A 25,733-nucleotide genomic window follows, 5' to 3' on the forward strand; every position below is an offset into this window, starting at 1 on the left:
TATTACCTCTATTTGCATATCCATTCGCATTCTGCCTTGCACAGTAAAAATTTTAGCAAAATGAAATAAACACATAGAAACCAGAGAATGCATATCTTCTTTATTTTCAATGACTTAAGTGATTCTTAAGTTTTGGAATAGCCATTGCAATAGCCCTGTTACATAACAAACAGGAGCTTGCTATGACTAAAGATAAACTATCCATCGTACCCCAAGGGAAGTTGACGCGCGCCTGCGACGTGGTTACTGCAAGCCTCGCATTAGGTCTCTATAGCCCATTTATTTTAAGCGCCGCAATACGCTCATATTTCAAATCTGAAAGCCTCTTCAAAAAGGAAATCGCACTAGACGCCTTGCACCGACCTGTCCACCAGCTGTTACTTAGAAACAGTGAGCACGCCAATATTGGCCTGTACTTGAGTGTATTGAGGGGCCAGTTAAGTATTATCGGGCTCGATCGCTTGCCCACTGATAGCCGCCTCGTTCCCAATGATATTAGTCCAGAGAATAGTAAAGCAGCTTATCCGGCAGGAATATTCAGCTTGGCCAGCAATCATCGTTCGATCGGCTTGTTAGGCCCTAGCGAAACCCTCTCTTTGGAGCGGCAGTTCCAATCTCTGCAGGGAATTACCTACTTTAAAACCCTTGCTAAAACTGCCTTATGCAGTTTGCTGTATAAAGGCAAAAAACTCAAAAGCGAAACAAGTTTCTATTTGTTTGGCTTAAAGATAGACAACCATTCCATGAGCGAAGCGATTGATTGGCTTTTCGACAAACCTGAACAAGGTTGTGAGACCGCCGTTTTTGTGAATGTTAATTCTGTCAATCTTAGCCACGAGCAAGCTGAATTACGCCATGCAATCAACTCGGCCAATAAAGTTTTTGCAGATGGCTCAGGTGTGCGAATGGGAGCGCGTAAATTAGGTATTGCGCTAAAAGGTAATGTCAACGGAACCGATATGCTACCAATTCTGTGCCGCCAAGCCAGCTCGGCCTCCAAGCGTTTGTTTTTGTATGGCGCAGCGCCCGGTGTGGCTGCTAAAGCCGCAGATAAACTCCGCAAGAAATACCCTGGCCTACGGATCGTAGGCGTACAACATGGCTTTGCTAATACTGGGAATAATGACAAGCTGGAACAACAAACCATTGACAGCATTAATAACAGTAAAGCGGATATTTTATTGCTAGGTTTGGGCTCGCCTTTGCAGGAGCAGTGGCTAAAGCGTAACCGCCATAAACTCAAAGTCGACAAGGCCTTAGCCGTTGGTGGTTTGTTTGACTATCACTCTGGAAACATTCCCCGCGCACCACTGTTTTTACGAGAGCTTGGTTTTGAATGGCTATGGAGGCTGTTCCAGGAACCAAGTAAAAAATTCTATCGCTATGTTATCGGTAATCCACTCTACCTATTGCGCCTGCTTCGTTTAAAGCGCCAGTTATAAGGAGTGTTTGTAATGAATAATACAAGAATTAATTTTGACGCCATCAAACACAGTGGCCAGTTATACGTGCACGCTAATTGGCTTTATTACCAAAACCCCGATCGAGGCTTACCAATCCTGCTGCAGCGCACAGCGGCGTTATTGGGGATTGTAATCTTATCGCCACTATGGCTCTTGCTTGTAATTGCAATACGAATGGATTCTAAAGGTAGCGCTATTTACCGCCAACTCCGGGTGGGCCGGCATGGGCAATGTTTTGCATTTTACAAGTTCCGAACCATGTATTGCGATGACGATCCAAATTATATAAAGCCTGATCCGAAAGACAGTAGTCGTGATGGTATTTGCCTGAAGTTTAAAAATGACCCACGCATTACCCGCATTGGTGGCTTTCTGCGGCGCTCTTCGATTGATGAGCTGCCACAATTGTGGAACGTGCTAACAGGCGATATGGCCCTTGTCGGCCCTCGCCCTGCACTAGCCCAGGAAGTCGCCCAATACAGCCTTGCACAAATGGATCGCTTAAAAGTGCTCCCCGGTATTACGGGTATTTGGCAGATTTCCGGTCGTGCAGATATCCCATTTGAGCAGCAGTTAGAAATGGATCGCCAATATATCCACTCGCAATCGGCATTAGCCGACATAAAAATTCTACTGTTGACCATTCCAGCGGTTATACAAGCTAAAGGCGCCTATTAATAGGCGCCCGTTAATCTGTAATTCCTGCTTTAGTTTACTTAGCGCATAGACTATTATCCGCAGCCGCAAAAACGGATTCTATTATGCCTATTCGACTCATTTTAATTGCTGTCCTTGCTGTGCTCAGCATGTCCTTAGTGCCGGTGTTGATAAAGTCGACCAGCGCTAACGTGGTGAGCATTGGCATTTTTAGATTAGCCATAGCGCTCATTATTATTAGCCCTCTGGTTTTTTACAAAAAGTTATTGAGTACTTTAAGTCGCCAGCAATTACTGGGATTGCTTTATATCGGCTTTTGCTTTGGGCTACATTGGCTGAGTTATTTTTATAGTATTAAAACCGCCGGGGCTGCCCTAGCCGCTATCGCTGTATCCACTTATGGGGCCCATCTCATACTGCTAAACGCCCTATTTAAGGGATACCGTGTTTCATTGCCGGAATGCTTAGCGATTACTGTGTGCATCGGTGGCTGTGTATTGGTTTCTCCAAAGGTCAATTGGCAAGAGGCCTCATCTATCGGTCTTATCAGTGGCTTAATTAGCGCCATTTTATACGCCGCTATGCCATTACTTCATCAGCGCGTTAGCGAGCTGCCTACTCTAACGCGTACCTGGGGACAATTCGCCTTTGCGCTGCTGGTCTTTCTTTTGTTCTTTAGTGAATTTGAGATGCCCAAAACAACACTGGATTGGCAACAGCTATTGGCACTGGCGATCATTTGCACATTGCTGGCTCATGGCCTTTGGGTAAAAGCCAGTACCGAACTACCCGCCTTGTTTACCGCCATGATTTATTATTTGTATGTGCCACTGGCCATGCTATCGAGCTATTATTTTTTGCAAGAAGAAGTTGGATTTCAAATGATACTCGGCGCCGCATTAATTATTCTGGCGAATATGAGTTTGGCCCTATTACAGTGGCGTCGTCAAAAATCATAAACCCAAATACTTAGTAACTGCACTTATTAAAATTGCGGGCTACGCTAATCCAAGCTAATTAACAATGTCGCTATACCACAGTGGCTACTCTTGACAGTAGCTACCTTTGTTCCCGCTTTCCGCCCTTTTCGCGAGTTACTCACTTTGACAGAATCTTCTGCCAGGCGTTCGAGGCAGCTATCGAGATCTGGTACAGAAAAAGCGATACCCCAAAAGTGGTCATGCTCTGCTTTTTGCTTCCTATCAAGGAACTCCATCGCCTCAAGAATGTTGGCGCCAACCCTGAAAAATAATTGCCGAGCCCCCCATTCAGGTCGACTTTGATCAAGGCGAAGTGATAAGCCAAGTCCTTCGGTCAGATAACTTTTCAACCTATCACCATCACTACTATTGAGCACAATATGGTCGACATCGTCTATCAGGCTTGCTGGATTAATACCCTCCCTAGCCTTTGCGAAAGGTAAGCGCAGCTTGTCTGGGCTTTCAACAACAAATATACCTAAATCCATAAAGTCTGCTGACTCGCTGATTAACATTTGTTCGCCAGCCAGATAGTCTTCAGCTTCGATACGAGTATAGGAAGCCCCCTGCTCATCTAATAGATTGCAGCCAGCTTCCAATTTTTCACTTCGTAGTGCAATTGCCATAATGCCTTCGCCATAGCTCGTAAGGCGATTGGAGAGTAGGCTTGAAAGAGGATTAGCGGAGCCTTCCTCGGGTAACTTAGCGATAAGCTCAAGGGTAGAACTTAACAGTCGAAAACGGGCATATCGAATGCCAAGCTTGTTGTCTTGACCAAGCTCAGACTCATATCGACCTAGTAAGGCCCGATAGCTACTAACGCCATTTTCGAGATCATTTACAGCGATCATAATTCGGTCAATAGCACTAAAAGTAGCCATAGCGGTTCCTTGTCTCGGGTTGTCCGTATCTCAGGTATTCAGCAGTTATCTGTTGGGACAGCAGTTTACGTTATCACGACAATTGGATTTAGGGCGCAGACCGCCAATATTGGCGGATAAAACGCCCATTTTGGGGCTTGTTCCAGTCGAGTTGGTTTTGGAAGAGCATGTACCCACGTGCTTAAACGCTCCTAAAGAGCTTATTTGGACTTAGTTCTTGCTGTATTTTTGAACAATTTAGAGGCATTTAACGCGAAAACCGCTCCGATCGTGGAGGCTCGGGATCAAACGAGCTAGTATTGGGTCTATAAATGCATACTAAAGCAAGTCTGATGCTCGCTGGCATAGCGCTCAGCGCCCGTTCAGATCAATGGATGTAACAATAACGTCCCATGTGGGCTAAATAGCGATATATGATTATGAGAAAAACTGCCTTGTCTCTTTGCCTTCCGCTGTCGACCTTTTTGATTAGTGGTGCACTCGCCCTATTGCCGGGCCAGGCTGCTGCGCTGCAGAAGCTCAGCTACGACAAAGACCAATCTAAAACGGCCCAGGACATTCTGGAAACCCTCAATAGTCAGCATTATCGTCGTCAAAATATCGATGACAATCTGTCACAACGCTTGTTTGAAGAATATTTAGACCGGCTAGATCCTTATAAGGCCTATTTCCTTACACAGGATGTCGCCTTGTTTTCAGAGTATAAAAAGCAATTCGACGATCAGCTAAGAGCGGGCTCCCTAGATGCCGGTTACGATATTTTCAATCTGTTCAGAGAGCGACTCAGTGAGAGAACCCAGTGGGTCCTTGATCAACTGGGCGATGAGCAATATAAAGTCGATTTTAGTAAGGACGAAGTTCTTAATTTAGACCCTGATTTACGCCGCTGGGCCCAATCGAGCAAAGATCTCGACGAATTCTGGCGCAAACGCCTTAAAAGCGATCTGTTAAACCTTAAGCTCGCCGACAAAGACTTAGCGGAAGCCAAAAAAACCCTGAAACGCCGTTACAGCAACTTGCTAAAACGCGTGGAGCAACAAGATACCCATGATGCCTTTGAGGCGTATATGAATGCCCTGGGTGCTTTGTATGACCCTCACACTAATTATCTATCGCCAAGAACGATGGAAAATTTCAACATCAATATGTCTCTATCCTTAGAGGGTATTGGTGCGGTGCTACAAACCGAAGATGAATATACCAAGGTCGTCCGTATCGTGAGTGCGGGCCCTGCTGATAAACAAGGTGACTTAAAGCCTTCAGATCGCATCACCGCTGTTGCCCAAGGTCGTGACGGTGAAATGGTCGATGTAATTGGCTGGCGCCTTGATGAAGTGGTCCAGCTGATTCGAGGCAAAAAAGGCAGTGTTGTACGCTTACAGGTTTTGCCTGCAGGTGAAGACAGCGGCTACAAAATTGTAGAGATACGTCGTAATAAGGTGAAGCTTGAAGAGCAAGCCGCGCAAAAACATATCTTTGAAGTGAGCGATGGAGACAAGCTTTACAAGCTAGGCGTGATTGATCTGCCAGCGTTTTATTTGGATTTTAACGCCGCTCAGCGTGGCGACCCGAATTATAAAAGTACAACTAAAGATGTACGCCGTTTAGTGCAAGAACTTAAAGCTGCAAAAGTCGACGGCATTATTTTGGACCTACGTAATAATGGCGGTGGATCTCTTCAAGAAGCAACACGATTGACAGATTTATTTATTCACCGAGGTACTGTTGTACAAATTCGCCAAGCCAACCAGACGATTAGCCGCGCCCATAGATCACATAATACGCCAGTCTATCAAGGACCATTATTGGTGCTAACCAATCGCCTTAGTGCTTCAGCGTCCGAGATTTTTGCTGGCGCAATTCAGGACTATGGCCGCGGTCTTGTTGTTGGTACCCAGACCTTTGGTAAGGGTTCCGTACAATCTTTAAGTCGCGTACACAAAGGGCGTTTAAAAATTACTGAGTCGAAATTTTACCGAGTTTCCGGTGATAGCACTCAGCATCGTGGCGTTATTCCAGATATTGCCCTACCTTCAATGTTTGATTTGGAAGAAGTGGGTGAAAGTGCTTATGACAATGCACTAGCATGGGACACTATTCATCGCGTTCGCCACGGTTCTTATAGCGATATAGGCGCCATTAAACCAAGCTTACAAGAGCTTCATGATAAGCGTATTGGCAAGGACCCAGATTTTAACCACCTACTCTCTCAGCTTGAAATTATTGAGCAACAAAGAGAGAAAAAATACGTTTCCTTAAACGAAGAAAAACGTCGAACTGAAAAGAAAGAACGCGAAGAGACGGCTTTTGAACTGGAAAACACCCGTCGAACTGGTAAAGGCATGGAGCCTTTTGCTACGATCGATGAGTATAAAAACGACGGCAAAGAAGAAACTGAGGGTGAAGAAGCCGAAGAAACAGCTCAAAACCAAGAGCCGGAGAACCGTATCGACCCAGATAAAGATCCCCTTTTGATGGAAAGCGGATATATAATGGCGGACTTCATTCGTATACAGTCTGATCAGAGCCAATTTGCCAAGCGCTCGCAGTCTGACAAGCTTACGAAACGATAATACTAAACAGTAATCCCCGACGAGAAAGCAAGCGATTGCTTTCTCGTTTTATTTTTAGACCTGGTTTTCAAAAAATATGCGCGCAATCTCATTCAATACCAACAGTATTCGCATGCGCCTGCACCAATTGCAGGCTTTAACAGACACCCACCAACCTGATTTTATCGGCATTCAAGAAACGAAAGTAACCGATGAAGACTTCCCAATCGCTGATATAGAGGCCTTAGGCTACCATGTTATTTTTCATGGTCAGAAAACGCACTATGGTGTGGCCCTATTAAGCAAACACCCCTTTAAAGAAGAATTTAAAGGCTTCAGCGGTGATACCGAGGACAGTCAACGCCGTTTTATCGGCGGTCGTTTCGATGTCGATGGCCGGGAGATCACCGTATTAAATGGCTACTTTCCTCAGGGCGAAAACCGCGAGCATCCTGTCAAGTTTGTCAATAAACGTAACTTTTATTCGGATCTAATGGGCTTCTTAGACGAACACTGCAAGCCCGAAGATGACTTAATTGTTATGGGTGATATGAATATTTCACCTGAAGATATCGATATCGGTATTGGCGACAGCAACCGTAAGCGCTGGTTAAAAGATGGTAAATGCAGTTTTTTACCTGAAGAGAGAGAGTGGCTAAAGACCCTATCCGATTGGGGCCTAAGCGACAGTTATCGTGAAATTCATCCAGAAAAGGATGATAAGTTCAGCTGGTTTGATTATCGCAGCCGCGGCTTTGAGCGCGAACCTAAACGCGGTCTTCGAATCGATTTAATTATGCATACGAAAAGTCTGGCTACAGGCTTAAAGGATGCTGACATCGACTATGATGTGCGTGGCATGGAAAAGCCTTCCGACCACTGCCCCATCTGGGCTCACTACGAGTTGTAGCGCTAACAAATAGCCCGACAATCGAGCGGCAAGTCTGGCAATAGTCGGACTTGCTGGATTGGTTTTAATCAATTAAGGCCGTTACGCAGTCCAAAAGCTTTTCCCCTACCCTTTCTAGCGATTACTGCATCTAAAAGTCTAACCATTTCTAGCACTATAACTTTTGCCATCTTCTGCCGACAATAGAATTCATACGCCAACAGCGACAAGATAAATAACGCCAAGGACTCTATATTCAAGCTCTTAAGTAAAATGTTTAAGACCTCCTTGTTTACAAGGTCAAAATAATATTTTGCTTAGAATATAACGGCTCTATCCAGCCATCGGATGCGCAACATGAACACAGCTGCCCTACTTTTAACCGTTTTTGGAAGCCTATTAGGAATCGGCGGTTTTTATGGTGCTTACTTATCCATTCAGCGAGTCCAAAGCGCAGCGGTACGATACGATTTCAGTCAAAAGCTGAGCCCCTTGGTTATAGCGATCATACTGTTTCTCTTATCTTGGTATTGTTGGGCAGAATTGCGGAGTGATTTGGGAAACAAGCTCATATACACAAAGCAAATCAATCATCAGGTATTAAACCAAAACAAAATCATCAAACTAAATATTCCTCTAAGTAGCCAACACGTTGTTTTATCCAGCGATTCTCCCAATATTTTAGCTAAGAACAGCTCAGCACTGCTGCTCGACATAAAACCCGTGGAAAAAAATAAGGAAGCAAAAGAAGCCCTGAGCTATTCTGTACAAATAAAAAATCAAGATGGCGCTATAATCTTTAGCCAAAGTAGAGAGCATCGTTTGTTTGAAGCTAAGACTAAGAGCAGTGCAAAACCGAGTAAGGAGACGGCCAAACAACACTGGTTAGACTTACCCGCCATACATCTTAATCCTCATGGGCGCTACTTCACCTTGCTGTTAAGTGAAATAGATGTGACAAATACTGATCTAAGTATCACTGTCACTAAACAGTAGTAGAAAGATCAATCCCACCTTCCCTTACGACAATTAAGGCGCCTGTTCGACAGCTGATTAGCCACAACAAGTGCCCAAAGCCTCCATATTTGATCTACGCTTAAAGTATTCGCTTATTCTCATAGGTTCACCCTGTGCAACATTGCGCCTCTATAGCGGTAAATGGCGGCCATAAATCAAGGCAGAACAGCTCAAAGACACCGGGATATTGCCTAATCCACTGTATTGCTAAGATACTGATATTTCTATTTGCCAGCATGACTCAAGCCGGCATCTTCGATTTAGCCTCACCGGAATTTCATAAAACAATCGATAATCGTGATGGCAATGCCCGCATTACTACCTTTGCGCAAGATCAGCAGGGCTTAATCTGGGTGGGCACAGAAACCGGCCTGTATTACTACGATGGTTATAATTATCAGGCGGCTGACTTTATTAATAGCGAACACACTGCTCTGCCAAAAGCCTGGGTAACTGATATAGCGATAGATGGAGCAGGTACTATTTGGGTATCCAGCTATCAAGAGGGATTACTCAAATTAGACCCTCTTCTAAAGCGCTATAAACAATATAAGAATGACCCAGCGAGCTCACATAGTATAAGCGCGAATCGAGTCGCTAAAATACTCCCGGACAACAATCGCGGTTTATGGCTAGCAACAGATAATGGCCTTAACTACCTTGATATAGAAAACGAAGTTTTTAGCCACCATCAACACCCAATACATCAAGCACAATCAAAGCTCGCCAATAGAACCAGAGAAATACTTATCAATAAAAAAGGAGAGCTACTTATAGGCAGCTGGGACGGCATTCATCAATACGACCCTAGCCAAAACAGCTATCGCCGAGTAAGTGGTCAGAATAGTAATCTTTTGGCCAATAAAATTGTTCGTAAGATCGTTGAAGATAGCCAGGGACGACTATGGATAGGAACCTATGATGATGGCCTCTATACATTGAGTTCACGGGGAGAATTACAGCGCCTGGAATCCGATCAAAGAATAAACGATATCCTGCAAGTTAACGGACAGCACATTTGGACGACCTCATTAGAACAAGGAATATCTGTCTATGACATCGATAGTTTAAAGAGAATTCAAATTTATCGACATGATCCCTACAACCCCGCCTCACCCAGCGCCAATTACTCAAGAGGATTATTGCTAGATCAGGCGGGCCAAATCTGGATTGCCATTACAGATTTCGGTGCTAATCGCGTGGACCCAAACAATCAATTCAGTCGTACTCTATTTCCTTCCTCCCAGGACGCTAGCAAACTCAGCTTTAAGGATGTCTATAGTATTGCCCAGCTTCAGGATGGCAGCATTTGGTTTGGCAGTTCTGGCAATGGCATTGATGTTTTCGATCCTAACACTGGGCGCAGCCATAGCTATCGTGCCAATAGTGATATTAAAGGTGCGTTGCAAAGCAATTTTATCACTCGAATTATGGAACATAGTAATGGTGATATTTGGATCGGAAGCGCAGGTAATGGATTGTTCCATTTTGATAAGCGCAGTGGAGTATTCGAACAGTTTTCGCTTGGCGAGAGCAGCGCCGTTAACACTATTTCCTACATTATCGAAGATGGCAATGGAGACTTAATTCTAGGCACTGGATCAAGCTATATTAAGTTTGATGTCAACAATCAAAAATTTATTGATATTGAATTTCCAGAAAATCAATCATCTAAAGTCGGCAATGTTATGGCCTCTGGGCCGGATGGCAGTGTCTGGGTGGCCAGCTTCAATGAGATTGCGGTTCTTAGACAAGGCCGCACACAACTAGAACAAGTGCCTTTGAGTATACCCACAGATGTCGATAATAATTTTAGGATTCAAGGCCTGAATATTTACCCGGATGGCGAGCTGGTATTGGTTAGCAGCAATGCGATACTAAAAGCCGAAAGTGTACAAACAAATCAAGATGGAGCTTTAGAGCTTGATCTATTAGCCCGCCACCAATCCCCGATAGAGACATTATTTCGAATGAATAATGGTGACTACTGGGGAGCAACCGCCTTTTACGATGCCAGCCAAAAGAAAGTCATTGCGCTCAGTCAAGCAGACGGTGTTTACAACCGTAGCCAGTTCCTAAGCAGCGCCATTCAAAGTTCAGATGGAACACTACTTTTTGGCGGTGGTTTCGGTGTTACTGTTGTACGGCCGGACTATTATCGACCTTGGAACTTCAAGCCCAGCATCATCACTACCGAGATAAAGCTTGACGGTAACATTTTACATGGAGATGCTAGAAACTTAACTATTCCAGCAGGATATTCAAGCTTCAGTATAGGCTATGCAGCCTTAGACTATACCTCCCCAGCTGAATTAAAGTACATGCAGAAGCTGGAAGGATACGACGATGACTGGGTAGAAGTCAGCAGTAAGGATCGCAAGGCTACCTACACAAACCTTGCAGCAGGTGACTACAGCTTACAACTTCGCGCCAGTAATCGCAGTGGCGCCTGGAGCGACAAGCAGCTCACTATCAACATCAGCATCTTGCCAGCTTGGTATGAAACATTAGTTTTTAAATTGCTTGTATCTCTCACGATTATTGCTCTTATTTGGCTAGCTTTTCAGCTGCGCCTCAAGCAAATCAATGCCAAGCGCCAGCAGCTAAGCCTACTAGTAAAGCAACGTACTCAGGAATTGGAAACTTCGCTACAGGAACTTCGCGAAACTCAGGATCAATTAGTGGCTAGCCAAAAAAATGCAGCACTTGGGCGTTTAGTCAGCGGTATGGCGCATGAATTAAACACGCCTATGGGCGTCGTTAAAACAGGCTTCTCACTGGTAAAAGAGCAAGCCAAATTCGCCATCGAAGAACGCGCTTCAATGCCTATCAGTCATGATGTAATTAGTCGAAAACTCAAACACTTAGAAAAATCATGCGAGCTGGTGGAAAGTAATGTAGAGAAAATGATCAATTTAATCTCTAATTTTAAACTGGTCAACGCAGATCAAGACAATCCTCGCCCGCAGCGTTTTATGGTTATGCCGATGTTAGAGGAACTACTGAATCCTCTTAAAGACAAGCTCAAGCAAGCAAAGGTAGAAGCTTTTATTACAGGGGAGCAACATGTATTCCTTAATTCTCTGCAAGGAAGTCTTCGGCACTGCCTAAATGAGCTCATTGAAAATGCGCTGCGCCATGGCTTTGATAAAACGGCATCAGTGAGCGGCCCACGCTTTATTGAGATTCGAGTCAGTCAGTTGCCCTGCGCCCATGAGAACAGTCGAATTTCTCATTGGGTAAAGCTTCGTATTCGGGACAATGGCAAGGGTATAGACGATCAACTCATTGGCAATATATTTGACCCCTTTGTAGCCAAACAAGCCCAGGATACTGGCTTAGGTCTGCACATCGTCTATAACACCATCACCTTACAAATGCGCGGTGAAATCTCCATAGCGAACGAAGACGGCGCCTGCATCGAGATAAAGCTACCCAGCTATCACTTCAATACCGAATCACTGCCTGAATTGGATAGCTATGAGCCTAGCAATGACTGAACTTAAATCAACAGCGCAAGCTAGTAGCCTCTAACTGCGCTGGGAAACATTGATTTTTAGAAAGCTCTCAGCCGTCATTGACGCACTGATAAAACAGCTACTTTCTGCCTTATGCAAACATTTTTCAGCCTTCTCGCGGTCGTTTATATCGTCGACTACCAAATGCACCGTGTTATGAATCTCAGTAAATTCAACGTTTTTACCGGCTTTAGCTAATACCAGCTCTACCTCGGAATTTATGGAGTTCCAAGACAAATTAGCGGCTCGAGCAATTGCTCGAAACGACAAGCAAAAACAGCTGCTGATTGCTGCACTTTGCAAATCTTCTGGTGACCAGATGTCCCCTGGACCACCAAAATTAATCGGAGCAGCAATATCCTGCTCCGACAATCCCGTAACCGAGACCTTTACTGTGCCCTCAGACTGGGTCTGGCTTTTACTAATATAACTATGTGGTAACGCGGCCATATAAACTCCCTAAGTGAATGATGTCTTAGGGGCTATCCTAGCAGTAGCATAGATAAAAACCTTGATTTACATTAGGATTAGCTTAATTAATGGTTTTCACCTAGCTTTAACTAAGCTCCCTTACTAAGGCTTAAGTCTTGATAGTCAATTTGATCCATTTCCTGGCACCACTGCTTCCAGGTAAATGGCCAAAGTATAGGATCACCATCGGCATCTTGGTACCAACTCTGGCAACCACCCACCCAAGTGGTTTTTTTCATACCCGCTTTCATGCGCTGATTAAATGTATCAACGGCAGAGTCTTTTACATCAAACTCATCATATTTTTCTTTTTGCCAGTCTTTAATCAACTTGAGAATATAGTTTGTTTGCACTTCGCTCATTGCGATAACTGAAAAATTTCCAATCGGCGTGTATGGACCAAGCATAAGAAACATATTGGGAAACTTTGGCACTAATAAAGATCGATAGCAGTTAATTTTGTCCTTCCAAGCGCTATCAATATGCAGGCCATCTTGGCCTAGCAGCTCCATAGGACGCATAAAGTTAAATGGCTTAAAGCCGGTCGATAAGACAATGACATCAAAGTCATGCTGTTGACCATCTTTGGTTTTTATACCACCTTCATTGATGCTATCTATACCTTCACAAATCAAGCTGGCGTTTGGTTTCTGAATGGCATCGTAAAAGGTGTTATTAATGATTACGCGCTTACAGCCCACCTTATAGTCGGGGGTCAATTTTTCGCGTAACACAGGGTCTTTAATGCTCTTACGCAAATAACGCTTACAAGCCCAGCTTAATAAGGCGCCTTGAAGCTTCTGCCCGGTTACCGCCTTGGTAAATATATGCTCTAATCCAAGTTCTGCTTGTTTACGTATACGTTGGATGGTTTTTGGATTGCGGCGCATTTTGGCTTTATCAGCTTCGCTGTATTGCTTTGAGCCTAAACTTAGCAGCCACTGTGGGGTTCTCTGAAAGATCGAAACTTCCGCCCCCGCATTGACTAACTCAGGGATAAACTGCGCCGCCGTAGAACCCGTACCGATAACGCCAACGCGCTTGCCCTTGAAATCAATACCTTGATCCCAGCGAGCCGTATGAAACATTTCCCCTTTAAAGCTATCGATACCGGCTATATTCGGCAAGGAGATGTGATGGAGGATTCCTGTTGCGTGGATGAGGAAGTCAGCTTCATAACGCTCCCCGCTTTTGCAAGTGACCTGCCAGCGACCGTTTTGGCGCTCAGCCTGGCTAACCTCCTGCTTAAACTTAATATGCTCATGAACCTTATATTTGTCAGCTACATGCTCAAAATACTGCTGTATCTCGGCCCCTTTGGCGAAAAAATCACTCCACTCAGGGTTATGCTCGAAAGAATAGGTATACATATGGGCTGGCACATCGCAGGCGACACCTGGATAGCGATTTTCACGCCAGGTCCCACCTACTTTTTCCGCCTTCTCTAAGACCGTAATCTTGTTGATGCCCGCTTCTCGCAGCTTGATCGTCAGCAGGATGCCTGTCATGCCAGCACCGACAATAATAATTTCAGGGGAACGCATTGTCTTATTCTCTATTATTTTGATTTATGGGCTCTTGGGGTAGTTTAACCAGCTTATGGCAGTACTGGCATGTGACAGCAGGTCATAAAATTGTGAATTTCGGCCATTGCGAAGATTTATTAGATTGCATAGCATCAGCATTTCGAGATTTTCATGAAATAAGCTGTTAACAGGCCCTAATAAGACAAACAGCAGTAAATAGAACCCTAAATGGTGAATATACAGAACATGCACCTAGAGCAAGCTAGTAAACACCATTTAAAAGGCCTGCAGCCTGTTTTACGCCTAATGCACGCCAAAGGTATCTCTGCGGAACGCTGTTTAATGGATACAGGCTTGGATCTGGCAGATATCCTTTCGGATCAGTCTGAACTCAGCTTGGCCCAGGAATTCAATATCTACCGTAATATACTATCCGCCAGTGAAGAAGAATGCTTGGGGCTATCTTTGGGGCAGGCCTTTGAGCTGCAAAGCTATGGTGTATTGGGCTATGCCATTTTAAGCGCAGCAACGGTCGCCGAAGCCCTGTCGCTGGTAGCCGACTTTAGCGAACTCACCTACTCCCATTTTAAAATATCACTTGAACAGGTTGGTAGGCTCGCCGGCCTCGTTTTTAGCCCGCGAATTCCTCTACCTAAAGATCTCCTGCCGCTATACGCAGACCGAGATATTTCTGCGGCTGTCACGGCCTTTAATAGCTTCTCGCTTCAGAATCATCAGGCCCAAAAAATCTTGATGATGCATAGTGAAAAAAAACACGAGAGCACTTATAGAGAATTTTATAACTGCGATATCGAATTTAATGCAGAATATAATGCCCTGCTGTTTGAGCCAGAGTTGCTAGAACAGTTGTTACCACAGCGCGACCCACAAGCGGCCAGCTATTTACGTAAACAATGTGAACAACTGCATCGTAGTTTTAGTCAAAACAGTGAACTTGCTAATAAAATCAGAGAGCTAATGCTGTCTGAGCCAGGTATATTCCCAGACATAAAAACCTTGTCTGAAGAGCTTCATATATCGGAAAGAAGTTTACGAAGAAAACTAAAAGAAGAAGGTTTTAGCTTTCAACAACTGTTGAATGATGTACGTCGGGAGTTGGCCAAACAATATTTGGAAGCCGGCTTGAGTGTTGAGCAAATCGCAGAACTATTGGGTTACAGTGAAACTGCAAACTTTTCCCATGCTTTTAAACGCTGGACCGGCATGTCGCCGGTCCAGTATCGAAAGACAAAAATACTTAGCTAACCGGCTCTCGCATCGTCACAAACTCTTCTGCCGCTGTTGGGTGAATACCAATAGTGCTATCAAAAATAGCCTTAGTGGCACCGGCACGAATGGCGACTGCCAAGCCCTGAATGATCTCGCCCGCCTCACTGCCTACCATATGACAGCCTAAAACTTTATCAGTATCGCGATCAACGATAATTTTCATCAAGGTGCGCTCAGGCAAGCCACTCAAGGTGTGTTTCATATGCTTAAATTCAGACTTATACACATCTACGTTGGCATACTTTTCATTGGCTTGGGCTTCGGTTAAACCAACCGTAGCAATATTAGGCTGGCTAAATACCGCCGTTGGAATATTGTCGTAATCTACCTTACGACCGCCTTCGCCAAATAAATTATGCGCTAAGGCCATGCCTTCGGCTAGCGCTACCGGCGTTAACTCAATGCCACCAATCACGTCTCCCAGTGCATAAATGCTCGGCTCAGCGGTTTGATAATTTTCGTTAACGACAATTGAGCCATTCGCACGCATTTCTACATTGGTGTTTTCTAAACCTAAGCCTTGAGTTTTCGCTCTACGGCCAGTGGCATACATAACACAGTCGACTTCGATCTGTTCACCGTTATTAAAGCTAACCTTAAGACTACCATCAGCATTTTTAACAATTTCAGTCACATCGCTATTAAAATGAAGATTCACGCCCTTCTGTTGCATTTCGTTTGCTACAAACTCACGTAGATCATCATCAAATCCTCGCAGGAACATAGGTCCGCGATAAGCTTGGTGGGTTTGAGCGCCTAGTCCTGCAAAAATACCCGCAAACTCAACAGCAATGTAACCACCACCGACAACCAAAGCACGCTTTGGAAACTCTTCTAGATAAAAAACTTCGTTAGAGCTAATAACATGCTCACTGCCTGGAAATTCTGGTACAAAAGGCCAGCCACCTACAGCGACAAGAATGTATTTGGCCGTGTACTGCTGCTGGCCAACCATAACGCTATTTGGGCCACTGATAACGCCGCGTCCATTGATAAGCTCTACACCGGCACCGCCTAAGATATTTCCGTAGATACCGTTTAGGCGCTCAATCTCGCTGGTTTTACGATCACGCAAAGTTGGCCAATGAAACTCAGTATTTCCTACGCTCCAACCAAAACCTTCGGCCGCTTCAAACTCTTCGCTGAAATGGGAGCCGTAAACAAATAGCTTTTTAGGTACACAGCCAACGTTTACGCAGGTTCCACCTAAGGCACTGTCTTCAATCACCGCTACCTTTGCACCCAAGCCAGAAGCCATTCGGCTAGCGCGTACGCCACCAGACCCAGCGCCAATCACCAAAAAATCGTAGTCAAATTGGGTTTCACTGCTCACAAGATTGTCCTTTATTTATCAAATTCTGAATGACCTTACTTTAGGTCAAGTGGGGAAATTGTGGAATTATTTTAATCCAATGCGAATGATAGATTTTAGCTATTTTGCTGAACTTTACTTCACTTATCTATCACAAACACTTAATGGCTAAGCGTTAATATCTATATGCGGGTGCTCGTCATCGTCCTTGCGGCGTTTTTCCTGGCGCGTGTCCAAAACTTTCTCTTTGTCTTCTTTACGGCGTTCGCCTTGACGACGATCAATGTTGCCATATTCACCCACAGAGTCAGTGGCCTGAGTATGGGTAACATTACTCTGCCCTGGAAGTTTGCGCTTTAGCGCCTTGCGGCTAATGTTAGGGCGAAAGATATTCGGAATATTGATCATGTGGCACCCATTTTCTTCTAAAGTTTGCTGCCTTGCAGCCTTCTGAACAAATAACGGCCTACCTATTTGTAACAGTTTAGCGCACTTTCACGCATGTTTAATGGTTTGATAACTACTATAGCGACCAAAATGTCTATTTATTAAACAATACACTAAAGCATAAAAAAACCCGAGTTAAGCTGAGCTTAGCTCGGGTAAAGGGTTCGGCAGGGATGTATGAAGAAAAAGGATTAACTATCGAAACTCGCCGCTAGGTCGGTATATCCACCGATATACTCACGACCATTGAAGATCTGTGGCACAGTTTTAACCGGCTTGCCAATGGTCTTCTCTAAATCGGCTTGGCTAATGCCTTCAGCGTGAATATCGACATATCGAAACGGCAGCTCTTTTTGCTCTAACAAACGCTTGGCTTGCTCACAAAAGCCACAGCCTGGACGGCCAAAAACGGTATAACTCATTACTAAATCTCCTAGAAACATTTCGTGTTGCAGTTGCTATGTTTGTTATTATCCACACGGAGATCTATATAGATATTTAATTTAGCAAATGCGCCTGATAGGTTTTATTAATCATCAAGGTTTTGCCTTCTAAACACCGAATAAAGTTAATTCACATTAAATAGAAATATGAACAATAACAATGAGATAGACTACATACCTCAACATAAACTTAGATTAAGTTATATGCCATGGTTGTATTTTCGGTTAAAAGCTAAACAGATTGCCTGGGCTAAACCTTGGCAAGAAGCCCTACAAGAGCAGCTTGAGCATCTCGAAACGGTTGAGTTTGCAGGCAATTGTTTTGTGGCTCCAGAGGCCCGCCTGTTTGCTGAGCCGGGGCGTTTAATCCAAGTAGACGAAGGCAGTTTTATTGCCGCTGACAGCGTCCTGCACGGCCCAATCCAACTGGGTAAACGCGTCAGTATCAACCACCATTGCTCCTTAGATGGCGGCAAAAATGGTATTAAGATCGGCGATAATGCTCGTCTAGCGCCCTATTGCAGCTTGTACGCCTTTAACCACAATATCGCTTTGGATCGCCCTATCAACCAACAAGGGGTCAGCTCTAAAGGCATCACCATCGGCAACGATGCATGGCTAGGCACGAAAGCAGCTATTGTGGACGGGATTAGCATTGGGGATCACGCCGTTGTTGGTATGGCTGCAGTTGTGACCAAAGACGTGCCCGCCTATGCAATCGTGGCAGGGAACCCAGCGAAGTTAATTGGTGATCGAAGAAAGTTAAGCCCTGAAGAATTAGCCAACTTGGCTATTGAAATTGGGCTATGAGTGAAGTGAGTGCAGGGAATGCTGCAAATATTGGCGAAGATATATTACCGGACTAGGCAGTGCCGCAAGGGCACTGCCAGTAGGGTTAACGACCAAACAAGCCTTTTAGCTTATCTACCGTATCACCACCAATCTTGTCTTTTAACTTTTCTTGTAGCTTCTCTTTAAGTTTTTCTTCCGCTTTATCTTTGGCCAGTTCGGTAATTTCAGCCGTTACAGCAGTTTTGACTTGCTGCAAAAGTGGAGCCACAACGGCCTGCCCCAATTCTTCTGGGGTCAATCCTTTTGTCTTGTCGCCAATATTATCTAAGGCAATTGTTGGTAAGCTTATTTCACGCTCGCCAAATTGAGCGCTCTTGAGCTGTATTTTACCGTTGGTAAAACGAAATTTCTCGACCATCAGGCGTACATCGGGGCCTGCTTTAGCCTCAGCGGGCTCACTACTGCCAGCGCCCTGTTGGATGTTATCCAATAGCGCCTGCAAGTTAGTGTCTTTTAAATTCTTTTGCTCGGCCAATAACTTGGCGCCATCAACACTGATCTCTTTGATAACTTTCACATCACCAAGCAGTGATTGAGGGTCGATTTGCAATGTTACGGCGCCCATCTCAACCGCGTTGGCCGCACTAAAGCCGGGAGGGTTTGCCACGGTAAGATTTTGCAGACTGCCCTTGCCTTCGCTTAGCTCGATATTGGCTGCGCCAAGCTTCACATCAGTCTTAAGCAACTGTGAGCCTTGGCTCTGTACAGTATCTACCGTTAACTGGTTAATATTATTAAGAAACAGCATGGTAATAACCACGGCGGCGATAATCACCACGACTACCAAGCCTAGAATGATTTTTAGGGCTTTCATAAATTATCCTTAATTAAGTCTCTGTTGCGCTACTATCATTTTTGGAGCCTTGATCAGCGGGCGGCGTTGCAGGCTCAGACTGCTTGCGGCGTTGCTGCTCTAGGTTTTTACGTGCTTGATCGATTTCCTTACCTACTATACCGATAAGGGATTCCCATCCCTCTAAAAATGCATCATTGGCCTGATCGGCAACACCCTTCAGGCTATGTTTTTCAAACTCTAGCAGCTTTTCTCGCATAAAGCTCATTTCATCTTGATTGGCTTTAAGTTCGGCCAATAACTCTTCATTATGGCTCTGAATGGATTGCATTTGTGTGGCAAGCTGCTGCGACTGCTGCCATAGCTGATAGCAGGTAACGGCCAATAGAATACTGACGATTAACGAAAGCAAGGAAAGGTATTTCATAAGCAACACTCCACGGCTGTATGACTACGGACAATTATTCTAAAAGCCAGGTTAACCCAAACTTAATCAGGCTTGCTTAGGTGATCCATTAAACGCATTTTTAAGGCGCTAGGGATGGCTTTGATGGTTAAACTATCCGCCGATGGATCATAGACAATACTATCGCCCAAACATTCCGCATTAAAGCTCATACTAAGCTGTTCGCTGCGCCCACTGATCCTAAGAAATTGGCGCAATTTTGAACGATCGGGAATCAGCTCTTCGGTTTTAGCGATATCGCGCTGAGATTGGTAGTCCGCGACAAAGTCCGAGAAACTACTATCGTCTTCAATCGCTTTTGATTCGGCTAATGCGCTAGACAGTTCTTCAAAAATCACGGTCTCGCCAAGTTTGTCTTGGGCGATGCAATAATCAACCACCTCGTTTCGACATAGAGCAGCCTTATCCTCGTCCATATCCCGAGTAAACTCCTCGACAGCATCAAGGAAACTAGCGGTATCGGCCTTTGTATCGAGCGGGTCACCCATCCCCATAACTTCACAAAAGAAGTCACTGAGCTCTTTATCCCCCCTTGGGCGTAGCATGGCGATAGGGCTATCACTTTGTATCTCTTCGTCATTTATCAGTGCATCGGTGATGTTAATTTTGCAGCCCGCAATAATCTTGCTGACATCAAGATATAGACTGTCACCCAGCTGGATGTCGCTGTCCAGATACAAGCCTTCCTTGTGATCTAACAAGTAGAGGTGGAGGAAATCACACTCAGCGAGGCTTTCGATAAACACTAGAATATGCGCATCTAAATCCACGCTACTACCGGCCAAGCTGGTTTCGAAATGCTGCCAGAGTTTATCCGACAGACTTTTGAAGCTCATCTTTTCTTCTTGCAGTTCCTGCAACCAAGGCTTTAGCGGGGCCTCAGATAAGTCGCGGCTAAAGTTACCGTGAATTTTGCCCGCTTTACCGACAAAGGCTTGTTTCAATTCACGTAATAAATACTCTGGCCTACCGCCGGTGCCGAGCTCTTGTGCGGGTTGTTGACAGCGAAACTGATTAGCCTGTGCAGTGTGCTGCATATAACAAGCCGTAAAAAAACTAAGCGCCATAAATAGTAAACACCCTTGTGATGGTAGCGGTTCAAATACAAAGCACGATTATACCTCGCCCACGGTGCTAATCACATCCTATCTATCAGCAATGTGCTTGGTTATACTGCGCTTAATAGCGTGATCCGCCGACTTTATTCAAGGAGTTAATATGGTGAATAAAATACGCCACAGCAAAGCGGGCCTGCTTGTAGGTCTGGCCTTATTTACTCAACTGTTTAGCACATCGACCTTGGCCCAAGATGATGAGCTAAGCGTAAAAGACTTTCGCTGGATCGACCGTAGCCATATCCAAAAGCAGATCGACAGTGTAGAAGAAATAACCCGCCGCCATTTTGGTAGTGGCCTGCATGGCAGCAAACAAGACCTAAAGCTGATCCAGCGTGTGATTGATCGAAGCTTAATAAAGCGCGATGACCGCCTGATGCTACAAGCCCTAGGTGCTGTTCTAGGTCGAGTGCTAGTCAATGAAGAAAATCTCGTTTGGCAAAACTACGAAGATCAACTGGGTAAAAGTCGTGCCGTTTGCGTGCCTAAAACACAGCACTGCCTATTCCCAGTCACTATGCTTTCAAGGCGTATGGAAGTTGGTTTATTGCCGAGAGTCGATGATGTCTACAAAAAGGCCATGGAGCAAATCGCCGACTATCAACCTAAAAACCCTTATGACGTTGACGCCAATTAGCTCGTAATCGTGCTTGCGGCATTTTTTTATATGCCGCAAGCCTCTATTCAGTTTAATGCCGTGCTAGCTTTCCCCTTGATCACTGCCACCCATACTTGGCGCGTGAGAGATGATTCGATCCGCCAAACGAGAGAAAGGTAAGCTTTGTAGCCAAACCGTACCCGTGCCACTTAACTCTGCTAGAAATAGCCCTTCGCCACCAAAAAACATACTTTTCAGTCCGCTGGCAAGCTTGATGTCGTAATCAATTCCCGATGTAAAACCAACAATACAGCCAGTATCTACTTTTAGAGATTCGCCGTTTAGCTCTTTTCGAACCACTGAGCCGCCAGCGTGAACGAACGCCATTCCGTCGCCATTTAGGCGTTGTAAAATAAAACCTTCACCGCCAAAAAAGCCCGCCCCTAAACGTTTTTGCAAGGCGATACCAATACTGGTGCCCTTCGCGGCACATAAAAAGCTGTCTTTCTGGCAAATCAATTCGCCACCGATGCTCGCCATATCAAGGGCGACAATACTGCCTGGGAACGGGGCCGCAAAAGCTACTTTAGATTTACCTTCACCACGATGGGTGAAATGTGTCATAAATACTGATTCGCCTGTCAATGCGCGTTTGCCGGCACCCCAGAGCTTGCCAAGGATGCCCTGTTCAGCATCAGAGCCATCTCCCATTTTAGTTTCAAACTCAATCCCTTCCTCGAAATAGTTCATCGCTCCGGCTTCGGCAATCACCGCCTCACCTGGATCCAGCTCAACTTCCACTAACTGCATGCTTTCGCCGATGATCTGATAATCTACTTCGTGACACTTTGTGCTCATGGAGGCTTTCCTTTAATCCAATGTAAAGAACAATAATAAGCCGCAGTGTAAACAAAATTGGCGCTTTAAGACAAGAAAAGCCCGGCTCATGGCCGGGCAAAAGATAACTAACTGCAGGGGTGTTAAATGACTGAAAACGGTAAGGTCTATAATCAATAGTTGCCTAGATCATTACTCAAACGCTGCCTAGCGGCGCTCAGCTGATTCCGGTAGGTAACCGCTAAAAAGCTCGGATCATTTACACCTTGATCCTTTAAGCGACGTCTTTCCTGGTGTAAGTAGCGCGCAAAGTTGTGATACTTAGCCTTATCAATACCGTACAAGACCTTCACCCAGCGATTGATGCACTCGATATAATCTCGGCCGTGTAGACAAAAGTAAGGAGTAAACTGATTGTGAATACCCTGTAAAGTCTTTTCACCTGGGGCATTGAAGCCGCGCGGTGGTAGGAAGGTTCCTAGGTATCTGAAGGGAAACAGCATCCATAACCAGCACTGCTTCAAAAGCTGCCACAGGATGTTAAACGGCAAAAAAAGTAAGTACAAAAATAGCTGCACTGTAAGACGCCAAGGGGTTTTGGACCAGCTTAGCGAGCTCATGCTAATCGCACGAAAAAAACCTGCACCGTCGAAGGACCTTTTACACAAAGCCTTACGCTGTAGTTGACGCCCTATTTCGAAGCACTCGACTTCTGCCTCTGTAAGGAGCGTGTCAGAAAATACCAGACTTTTCATGCTAGTCCCTGCGTCAGCTACGGTTTGCACTATGACCTCCATTTGCGCAGCTCTGTTGAATCTCTACAAGTGCGCTGCGCTTTTTACTTAATATGAAGGTATTCTGGCAAAGTGGAGCTTAACAGGGTCTGAATTTGATGGGCTAAGCATTAAAGGTGCTGATATGACTCGACACCCCTCTCTAGAAGCTGGCGGGCCAAGGTTTCATCCAATTGAGCCAAATCGGACAGGCTCAAACTAATATAGGAGATTCCGTGTCGATCATAGTATTCCTGTCTTTGAAATTGAGCGCTAATTTCCTGGGGAGCTAGGTTTAAGCCCCATACCTCGATATAAAGACGGCTATCTGGCAGATAGAACTGACTTTTTAGCTCACGAGCCTGAGGCAGGGGTCGGCCACAACTATGCCCTAAGCCCGCCAGATAGAGCCAGTCACCAACTAACTTTAGCGCTCGACAAGGGTGGCTTTGCCCATCTAAAGCAATGCACTGGCAAGCTTCAGCTAAGGTCTCTTCACTCAGTTGATTGCCGGCTGCGAGATCCTGCAGCTCCGCAGCCATGGGCTTTAAGCGGTCTAGCAAGTCTTGCCCCCACAAGGCGAAAGTTCGACCAGAGGGCTCATGAATATGGATACTGCCGCCACTTTGCCTACCAAAATCACTTAGCCGCCACCCTCTGATGTCCCGCTCTATAAGGCCCTGCTCTGCCAACAGGGCGTTGACCTGGCGAGCCTTAATGCCGAATTTTTGTGCAATCGCCGAGGCATTGAGTTGGCTGGGTGCTCGATCAGCGAAGATTGCGTGATCGCGGACTTTTGCGGGCCAGACAATATATTCACCATAACGCTTGCTATGACGAATCTCTCCGCCCTCGAACTCTCCTTTAGCAGTCAACTTCCAAGCCTCGTCCACATACTGAATCCAGCCAGCATCTAATAACGTTTTGGTCAGTAACTTAAGCGGCATATCGAGCTTTTCTGCTAGCGCTGTGCGCGAATAGAAGCCTGCCATTGTTTCATTTCGTTCTTGAGTCACTGTTTTACCATTAGCCTTAAAGGATCGCTCATTATAACGCATAAAAGATCGTCAGGCTCTAACACCTCATTTCGCAAAACTCGACAAGCTTCTATGCCTCAGGTAAGGTGGCGCGAAATCAGCCAAGCAATCGGATTAACATCAATGGACCCACAAAAACTACTCGCTAAGCACAATATCCATTCCGCGGAATTGGAGCTTATATGCCAGCAATTTGAGTCAAGAGTGGCCGAGAAAGGGCTACCAAGGCAGGCAAAGATTTTGTTGGAAACAGCCGCAGTAGATCTCGCTTTAGGGGCTATCGAAATGAGTCAAGAAACCGAATCAGCCATGGGTGAATCTCTCAGCGCGGTACAGCTACTTGAAATTTTGTGCGGGTTAGAATTAGCCTCCTAAGAGGCTTTAAAAATACCCACCAGCCCCTAGATTTTGAAAAACTTTCTTTGCGTCTCAAATCAAACCAACCAAAAAACAATACAAGCGCCAGCAAAGGCGCTTGATCAGAAATCTTTAGTCTATCTAACTAGCTAGCGTTTAAGCTTAGTTTTGGCGATCGCAGGAAGTTCTTTAAAATGCTCAAGAGCCTTGCTAAAGCCAAACAAAGAGTGAATAGAATTAACCACTCGGCCATCCAAGGCCGCAAAGGCCAGCTTTAATTTACGCCCCGCCTGCATTGGTTTAATCAATTCGTCACCGAGTGTGTAGGTCAACATGCATCCTATCTGGGTGCAATAGGAATAACCGTAATTTTTCTTATATATCTCTTTACCATCGTATCGAATAATACTGAGATCGACACCATGATCGATACGCGTCATTAATGGCACGGTAAAGGTGATTAGAATTGAATCGGCTTTTTGATGTAATGATACAGAGCTGATAACGCGTTTTTTTTCGTCGAGGATGTATTGGTGAACAATGCAGTCTCCGTCGCCACAATTTAGCACCCAATCTTTAAATACTGTTCGATCAGTTTCTCTTTGGGCGCTAGGGTTTGTTGCTGGGCTACTAGCCGCTTCATCAGGTAAATTGTTAGGTTTGCTCAAGGTGGTGGTCTTAGCGACATTGCCATTCAGTTCAGCTTGCGCGCTACTGTGCAAGCTAGCACTCGCCGCAAATAACAATGTTATTAGTGCAAAACCCCTACGAAGATTAAAGTCCTTAGACTGACTGCGTCGTTTATCCATATCACACCCTCTTCCTTTAGTGATTTCTATTTATATTATATACATCCGGGTCGAGTAGCAGAAAAGCAATACCTTTCTGCTCACTAGGACCTGACAACACTCATTCAGCCATCACTGCAAAATTAGTGTTAACAGACCCTAGCTAAGTATGCCCTGCTTTAATGTTGATGGCCACCGGGTCCATGGGCATGGCCATGGTCGATCTCGGAGTTGCTAGCTTCGCGGATGCTCAAGATTTCAATATCAAACTGAACTTCTTTACCTGCCAGAGGATGATTCGCATCAACATCGACATTTTTAAGGCCAACTTTAAGAACGGTTGCTTGCTTTTGGCCCTGGTCGGTATTGATATGAACGATGTCACCTTTCTTGGGCTTTTTGTTACCGAGTAAATGCTTGATTGGCACGCGCTGCTGCCAATTGTCACGACGCAAGCCATATGCTTTTTCTGGGCTCAAGGCAACACTAAAGACATCACCCTCTTCGTGATCTAGCATCGCCTCTTCTAGCGTCGGTAAAATATTGCCGTAGCCATGCAAGTACAGGCTAGCTTGTTCGCCATGGGAGGATTCCAACTCGACTGAAGGCTCTTCTGCACAATTCCAAAGTCGGTAATGGAAAGAAACAACTTTGTCTTTACTGATTTTCAT

Annotated in this window: 25 protein-coding genes; 11 read left to right on the forward strand and 14 right to left on the reverse strand. The window is 45.1% G+C overall.

Annotated features, from left to right (window positions below; genetic code table 11):
- Positions 1 to 182 precede the first annotated feature (182 nt).
- From Q1A08_RS02320 to Q1A08_RS02330, 3 genes are all read left to right on the forward strand, one after another.
- Positions 183 to 1,442: a WecB/TagA/CpsF family glycosyltransferase gene (locus Q1A08_RS02320; protein WP_299769182.1), complete on the forward strand. Its 1,260-nt coding sequence runs from the start codon at positions 183 to 185 to the stop codon at positions 1,440 to 1,442.
- 12 nt (positions 1,443 to 1,454) lie between these two features.
- A complete protein-coding gene (locus Q1A08_RS02325; protein WP_299769185.1) occupies positions 1,455 to 2,141 on the forward strand; it encodes a sugar transferase in 687 nt (228 codons plus the stop codon).
- 83 nt (positions 2,142 to 2,224) lie between these two features.
- Positions 2,225 to 3,079 (forward strand): DMT family transporter, encoded by an 855-nt coding sequence (locus Q1A08_RS02330; protein WP_299769186.1) that lies wholly within the window; start codon positions 2,225 to 2,227, stop codon positions 3,077 to 3,079.
- A 44-nt stretch (positions 3,080 to 3,123) separates the two neighbouring features.
- On the opposite strand, the gene Q1A08_RS02335 is transcribed toward Q1A08_RS02330, so the two are convergent.
- Positions 3,124 to 3,981, reverse strand: a complete 858-nt coding sequence (locus Q1A08_RS02335; RefSeq protein ID WP_299769189.1) for a VOC family protein — start codon at positions 3,979 to 3,981, stop codon at positions 3,124 to 3,126.
- A gap of 419 nt (positions 3,982 to 4,400) precedes the next feature.
- On the opposite strand from Q1A08_RS02335, the gene Q1A08_RS02340 reads away from it, so the two are divergent.
- From Q1A08_RS02340 to Q1A08_RS02355, 4 genes are all read left to right on the forward strand, one after another.
- The gene (locus Q1A08_RS02340; RefSeq protein ID WP_299769192.1) at positions 4,401 to 6,554 is read left to right on the forward strand and encodes a carboxy terminal-processing peptidase; all 2,154 of its coding nucleotides are present in this window, start codon (positions 4,401 to 4,403) and stop codon (positions 6,552 to 6,554) included.
- Positions 6,555 to 6,630: 76 nt separating this feature from the next.
- A complete protein-coding gene (gene xthA, locus Q1A08_RS02345) occupies positions 6,631 to 7,443 on the forward strand; it encodes an exodeoxyribonuclease III (RefSeq protein ID WP_299769195.1) in 813 nt (270 codons plus the stop codon).
- Positions 7,444 to 7,779: 336 nt separating this feature from the next.
- On the forward strand, positions 7,780 to 8,418 hold the full coding sequence (locus Q1A08_RS02350) for a hypothetical protein (RefSeq protein WP_299769198.1): 639 nt from the start codon (positions 7,780 to 7,782) through the stop codon (positions 8,416 to 8,418).
- A 134-nt stretch (positions 8,419 to 8,552) separates the two neighbouring features.
- Entirely contained in the window at positions 8,553 to 11,939 is a 3,387-nt protein-coding gene (locus Q1A08_RS02355) for a sensor histidine kinase (protein WP_299769201.1), read from the forward strand.
- 30 nt (positions 11,940 to 11,969) lie between these two features.
- On the opposite strand, the gene Q1A08_RS02360 is transcribed toward Q1A08_RS02355, so the two are convergent.
- Positions 11,970 to 12,407: an OsmC family protein gene (locus Q1A08_RS02360; RefSeq protein ID WP_299769204.1), complete on the reverse strand. Its 438-nt coding sequence runs from the start codon at positions 12,405 to 12,407 to the stop codon at positions 11,970 to 11,972.
- A gap of 110 nt (positions 12,408 to 12,517) precedes the next feature.
- Positions 12,518 to 13,972, reverse strand: coding sequence for an NAD(P)/FAD-dependent oxidoreductase (locus Q1A08_RS02365; protein WP_299769206.1), 1,455 nt, complete (start codon positions 13,970 to 13,972; stop codon positions 12,518 to 12,520).
- A 210-nt stretch (positions 13,973 to 14,182) separates the two neighbouring features.
- On the opposite strand from Q1A08_RS02365, the gene Q1A08_RS02370 reads away from it, so the two are divergent.
- On the forward strand, positions 14,183 to 15,220 hold the full coding sequence (locus tag Q1A08_RS02370) for an AraC family transcriptional regulator (protein WP_299769209.1): 1,038 nt from the start codon (positions 14,183 to 14,185) through the stop codon (positions 15,218 to 15,220).
- Here the strand turns inward: Q1A08_RS02370 and gorA are convergent.
- The 3 genes from gorA to Q1A08_RS02385 all read right to left on the reverse strand — a co-directional run bounded on the left by gorA (position 15,213) and on the right by Q1A08_RS02385 (position 17,425).
- Positions 15,213 to 16,577 (reverse strand): glutathione-disulfide reductase, encoded by a 1,365-nt coding sequence (gene gorA, locus Q1A08_RS02375; RefSeq protein WP_299769212.1) that lies wholly within the window; start codon positions 16,575 to 16,577, stop codon positions 15,213 to 15,215. The genes Q1A08_RS02370 and gorA overlap by 8 nt on opposite strands.
- Before the next feature lie 147 nt (positions 16,578 to 16,724).
- Positions 16,725 to 16,964, reverse strand: coding sequence for a hypothetical protein (locus Q1A08_RS02380; protein ID WP_299769215.1), 240 nt, complete (start codon positions 16,962 to 16,964; stop codon positions 16,725 to 16,727).
- A gap of 230 nt (positions 16,965 to 17,194) precedes the next feature.
- On the reverse strand, positions 17,195 to 17,425 hold the full coding sequence (locus Q1A08_RS02385; protein ID WP_299769218.1) for a GrxA family glutaredoxin: 231 nt from the start codon (positions 17,423 to 17,425) through the stop codon (positions 17,195 to 17,197).
- A 168-nt stretch (positions 17,426 to 17,593) separates the two neighbouring features.
- Here Q1A08_RS02385 and Q1A08_RS02390 point away from each other — a divergent pair, with 168 nt between their 5' ends.
- Entirely contained in the window at positions 17,594 to 18,256 is a 663-nt protein-coding gene (locus Q1A08_RS02390; RefSeq protein ID WP_299769221.1) for an acyltransferase, read from the forward strand.
- Positions 18,257 to 18,341: 85 nt separating this feature from the next.
- Here Q1A08_RS02390 and Q1A08_RS02395 read toward each other — a convergent pair whose 3' ends face one another.
- From Q1A08_RS02395 to Q1A08_RS02405, 3 genes are all read right to left on the reverse strand, one after another.
- Complete coding sequence (locus Q1A08_RS02395; protein ID WP_299769224.1) at positions 18,342 to 19,112, reverse strand: AsmA family protein; 771 nt, start codon at positions 19,110 to 19,112, stop codon at positions 18,342 to 18,344.
- A gap of 13 nt (positions 19,113 to 19,125) precedes the next feature.
- Entirely contained in the window at positions 19,126 to 19,518 is a 393-nt protein-coding gene (locus Q1A08_RS02400) for a hypothetical protein (RefSeq protein WP_299769227.1), read from the reverse strand.
- Positions 19,519 to 19,580: 62 nt separating this feature from the next.
- Complete coding sequence (locus Q1A08_RS02405) at positions 19,581 to 20,624, reverse strand: nucleoid-associated protein (protein WP_299769230.1); 1,044 nt, start codon at positions 20,622 to 20,624, stop codon at positions 19,581 to 19,583.
- A gap of 151 nt (positions 20,625 to 20,775) precedes the next feature.
- Between Q1A08_RS02405 and Q1A08_RS02410 the strand changes: the two genes are divergently transcribed.
- Positions 20,776 to 21,309 (forward strand): DUF3806 domain-containing protein, encoded by a 534-nt coding sequence (locus Q1A08_RS02410; protein ID WP_299769233.1) that lies wholly within the window; start codon positions 20,776 to 20,778, stop codon positions 21,307 to 21,309.
- Between the two features lie 63 nt (positions 21,310 to 21,372).
- Here the strand turns inward: Q1A08_RS02410 and Q1A08_RS02415 are convergent, their stop codons facing one another.
- The 3 genes from Q1A08_RS02415 to Q1A08_RS02425 form a co-directional block, all read right to left on the reverse strand.
- Complete coding sequence (locus Q1A08_RS02415) at positions 21,373 to 22,128, reverse strand: TIGR00266 family protein (protein WP_299769236.1); 756 nt, start codon at positions 22,126 to 22,128, stop codon at positions 21,373 to 21,375.
- 152 nt (positions 22,129 to 22,280) lie between these two features.
- Positions 22,281 to 22,862, reverse strand: coding sequence for a hypothetical protein (locus Q1A08_RS02420; protein ID WP_299769238.1), 582 nt, complete (start codon positions 22,860 to 22,862; stop codon positions 22,281 to 22,283).
- Positions 22,863 to 23,011: 149 nt separating this feature from the next.
- Positions 23,012 to 23,938, reverse strand: a complete 927-nt coding sequence (locus Q1A08_RS02425) for a hypothetical protein (RefSeq protein ID WP_299769241.1) — start codon at positions 23,936 to 23,938, stop codon at positions 23,012 to 23,014.
- Between the two features lie 102 nt (positions 23,939 to 24,040).
- Here Q1A08_RS02425 and Q1A08_RS02430 point away from each other — a divergent pair, with 102 nt between their 5' ends.
- Positions 24,041 to 24,292: a hypothetical protein gene (locus Q1A08_RS02430; protein ID WP_299769244.1), complete on the forward strand. Its 252-nt coding sequence runs from the start codon at positions 24,041 to 24,043 to the stop codon at positions 24,290 to 24,292.
- 131 nt (positions 24,293 to 24,423) lie between these two features.
- Here Q1A08_RS02430 and Q1A08_RS02435 read toward each other — a convergent pair whose 3' ends face one another.
- Both Q1A08_RS02435 and Q1A08_RS02440 read right to left on the reverse strand, forming a co-directional pair.
- Positions 24,424 to 25,083: an invasion associated locus B family protein gene (locus Q1A08_RS02435; RefSeq protein WP_299769247.1), complete on the reverse strand. Its 660-nt coding sequence runs from the start codon at positions 25,081 to 25,083 to the stop codon at positions 24,424 to 24,426.
- Positions 25,084 to 25,241: 158 nt separating this feature from the next.
- A complete protein-coding gene (locus Q1A08_RS02440) occupies positions 25,242 to 25,733 on the reverse strand; it encodes a peptidylprolyl isomerase (RefSeq protein WP_299769250.1) in 492 nt (163 codons plus the stop codon).

It is taken from the genome of uncultured Pseudoteredinibacter sp. (assembly GCF_947500695.1).
Lineage (GTDB): Bacteria > Pseudomonadota > Gammaproteobacteria > Pseudomonadales > Cellvibrionaceae > Pseudoteredinibacter.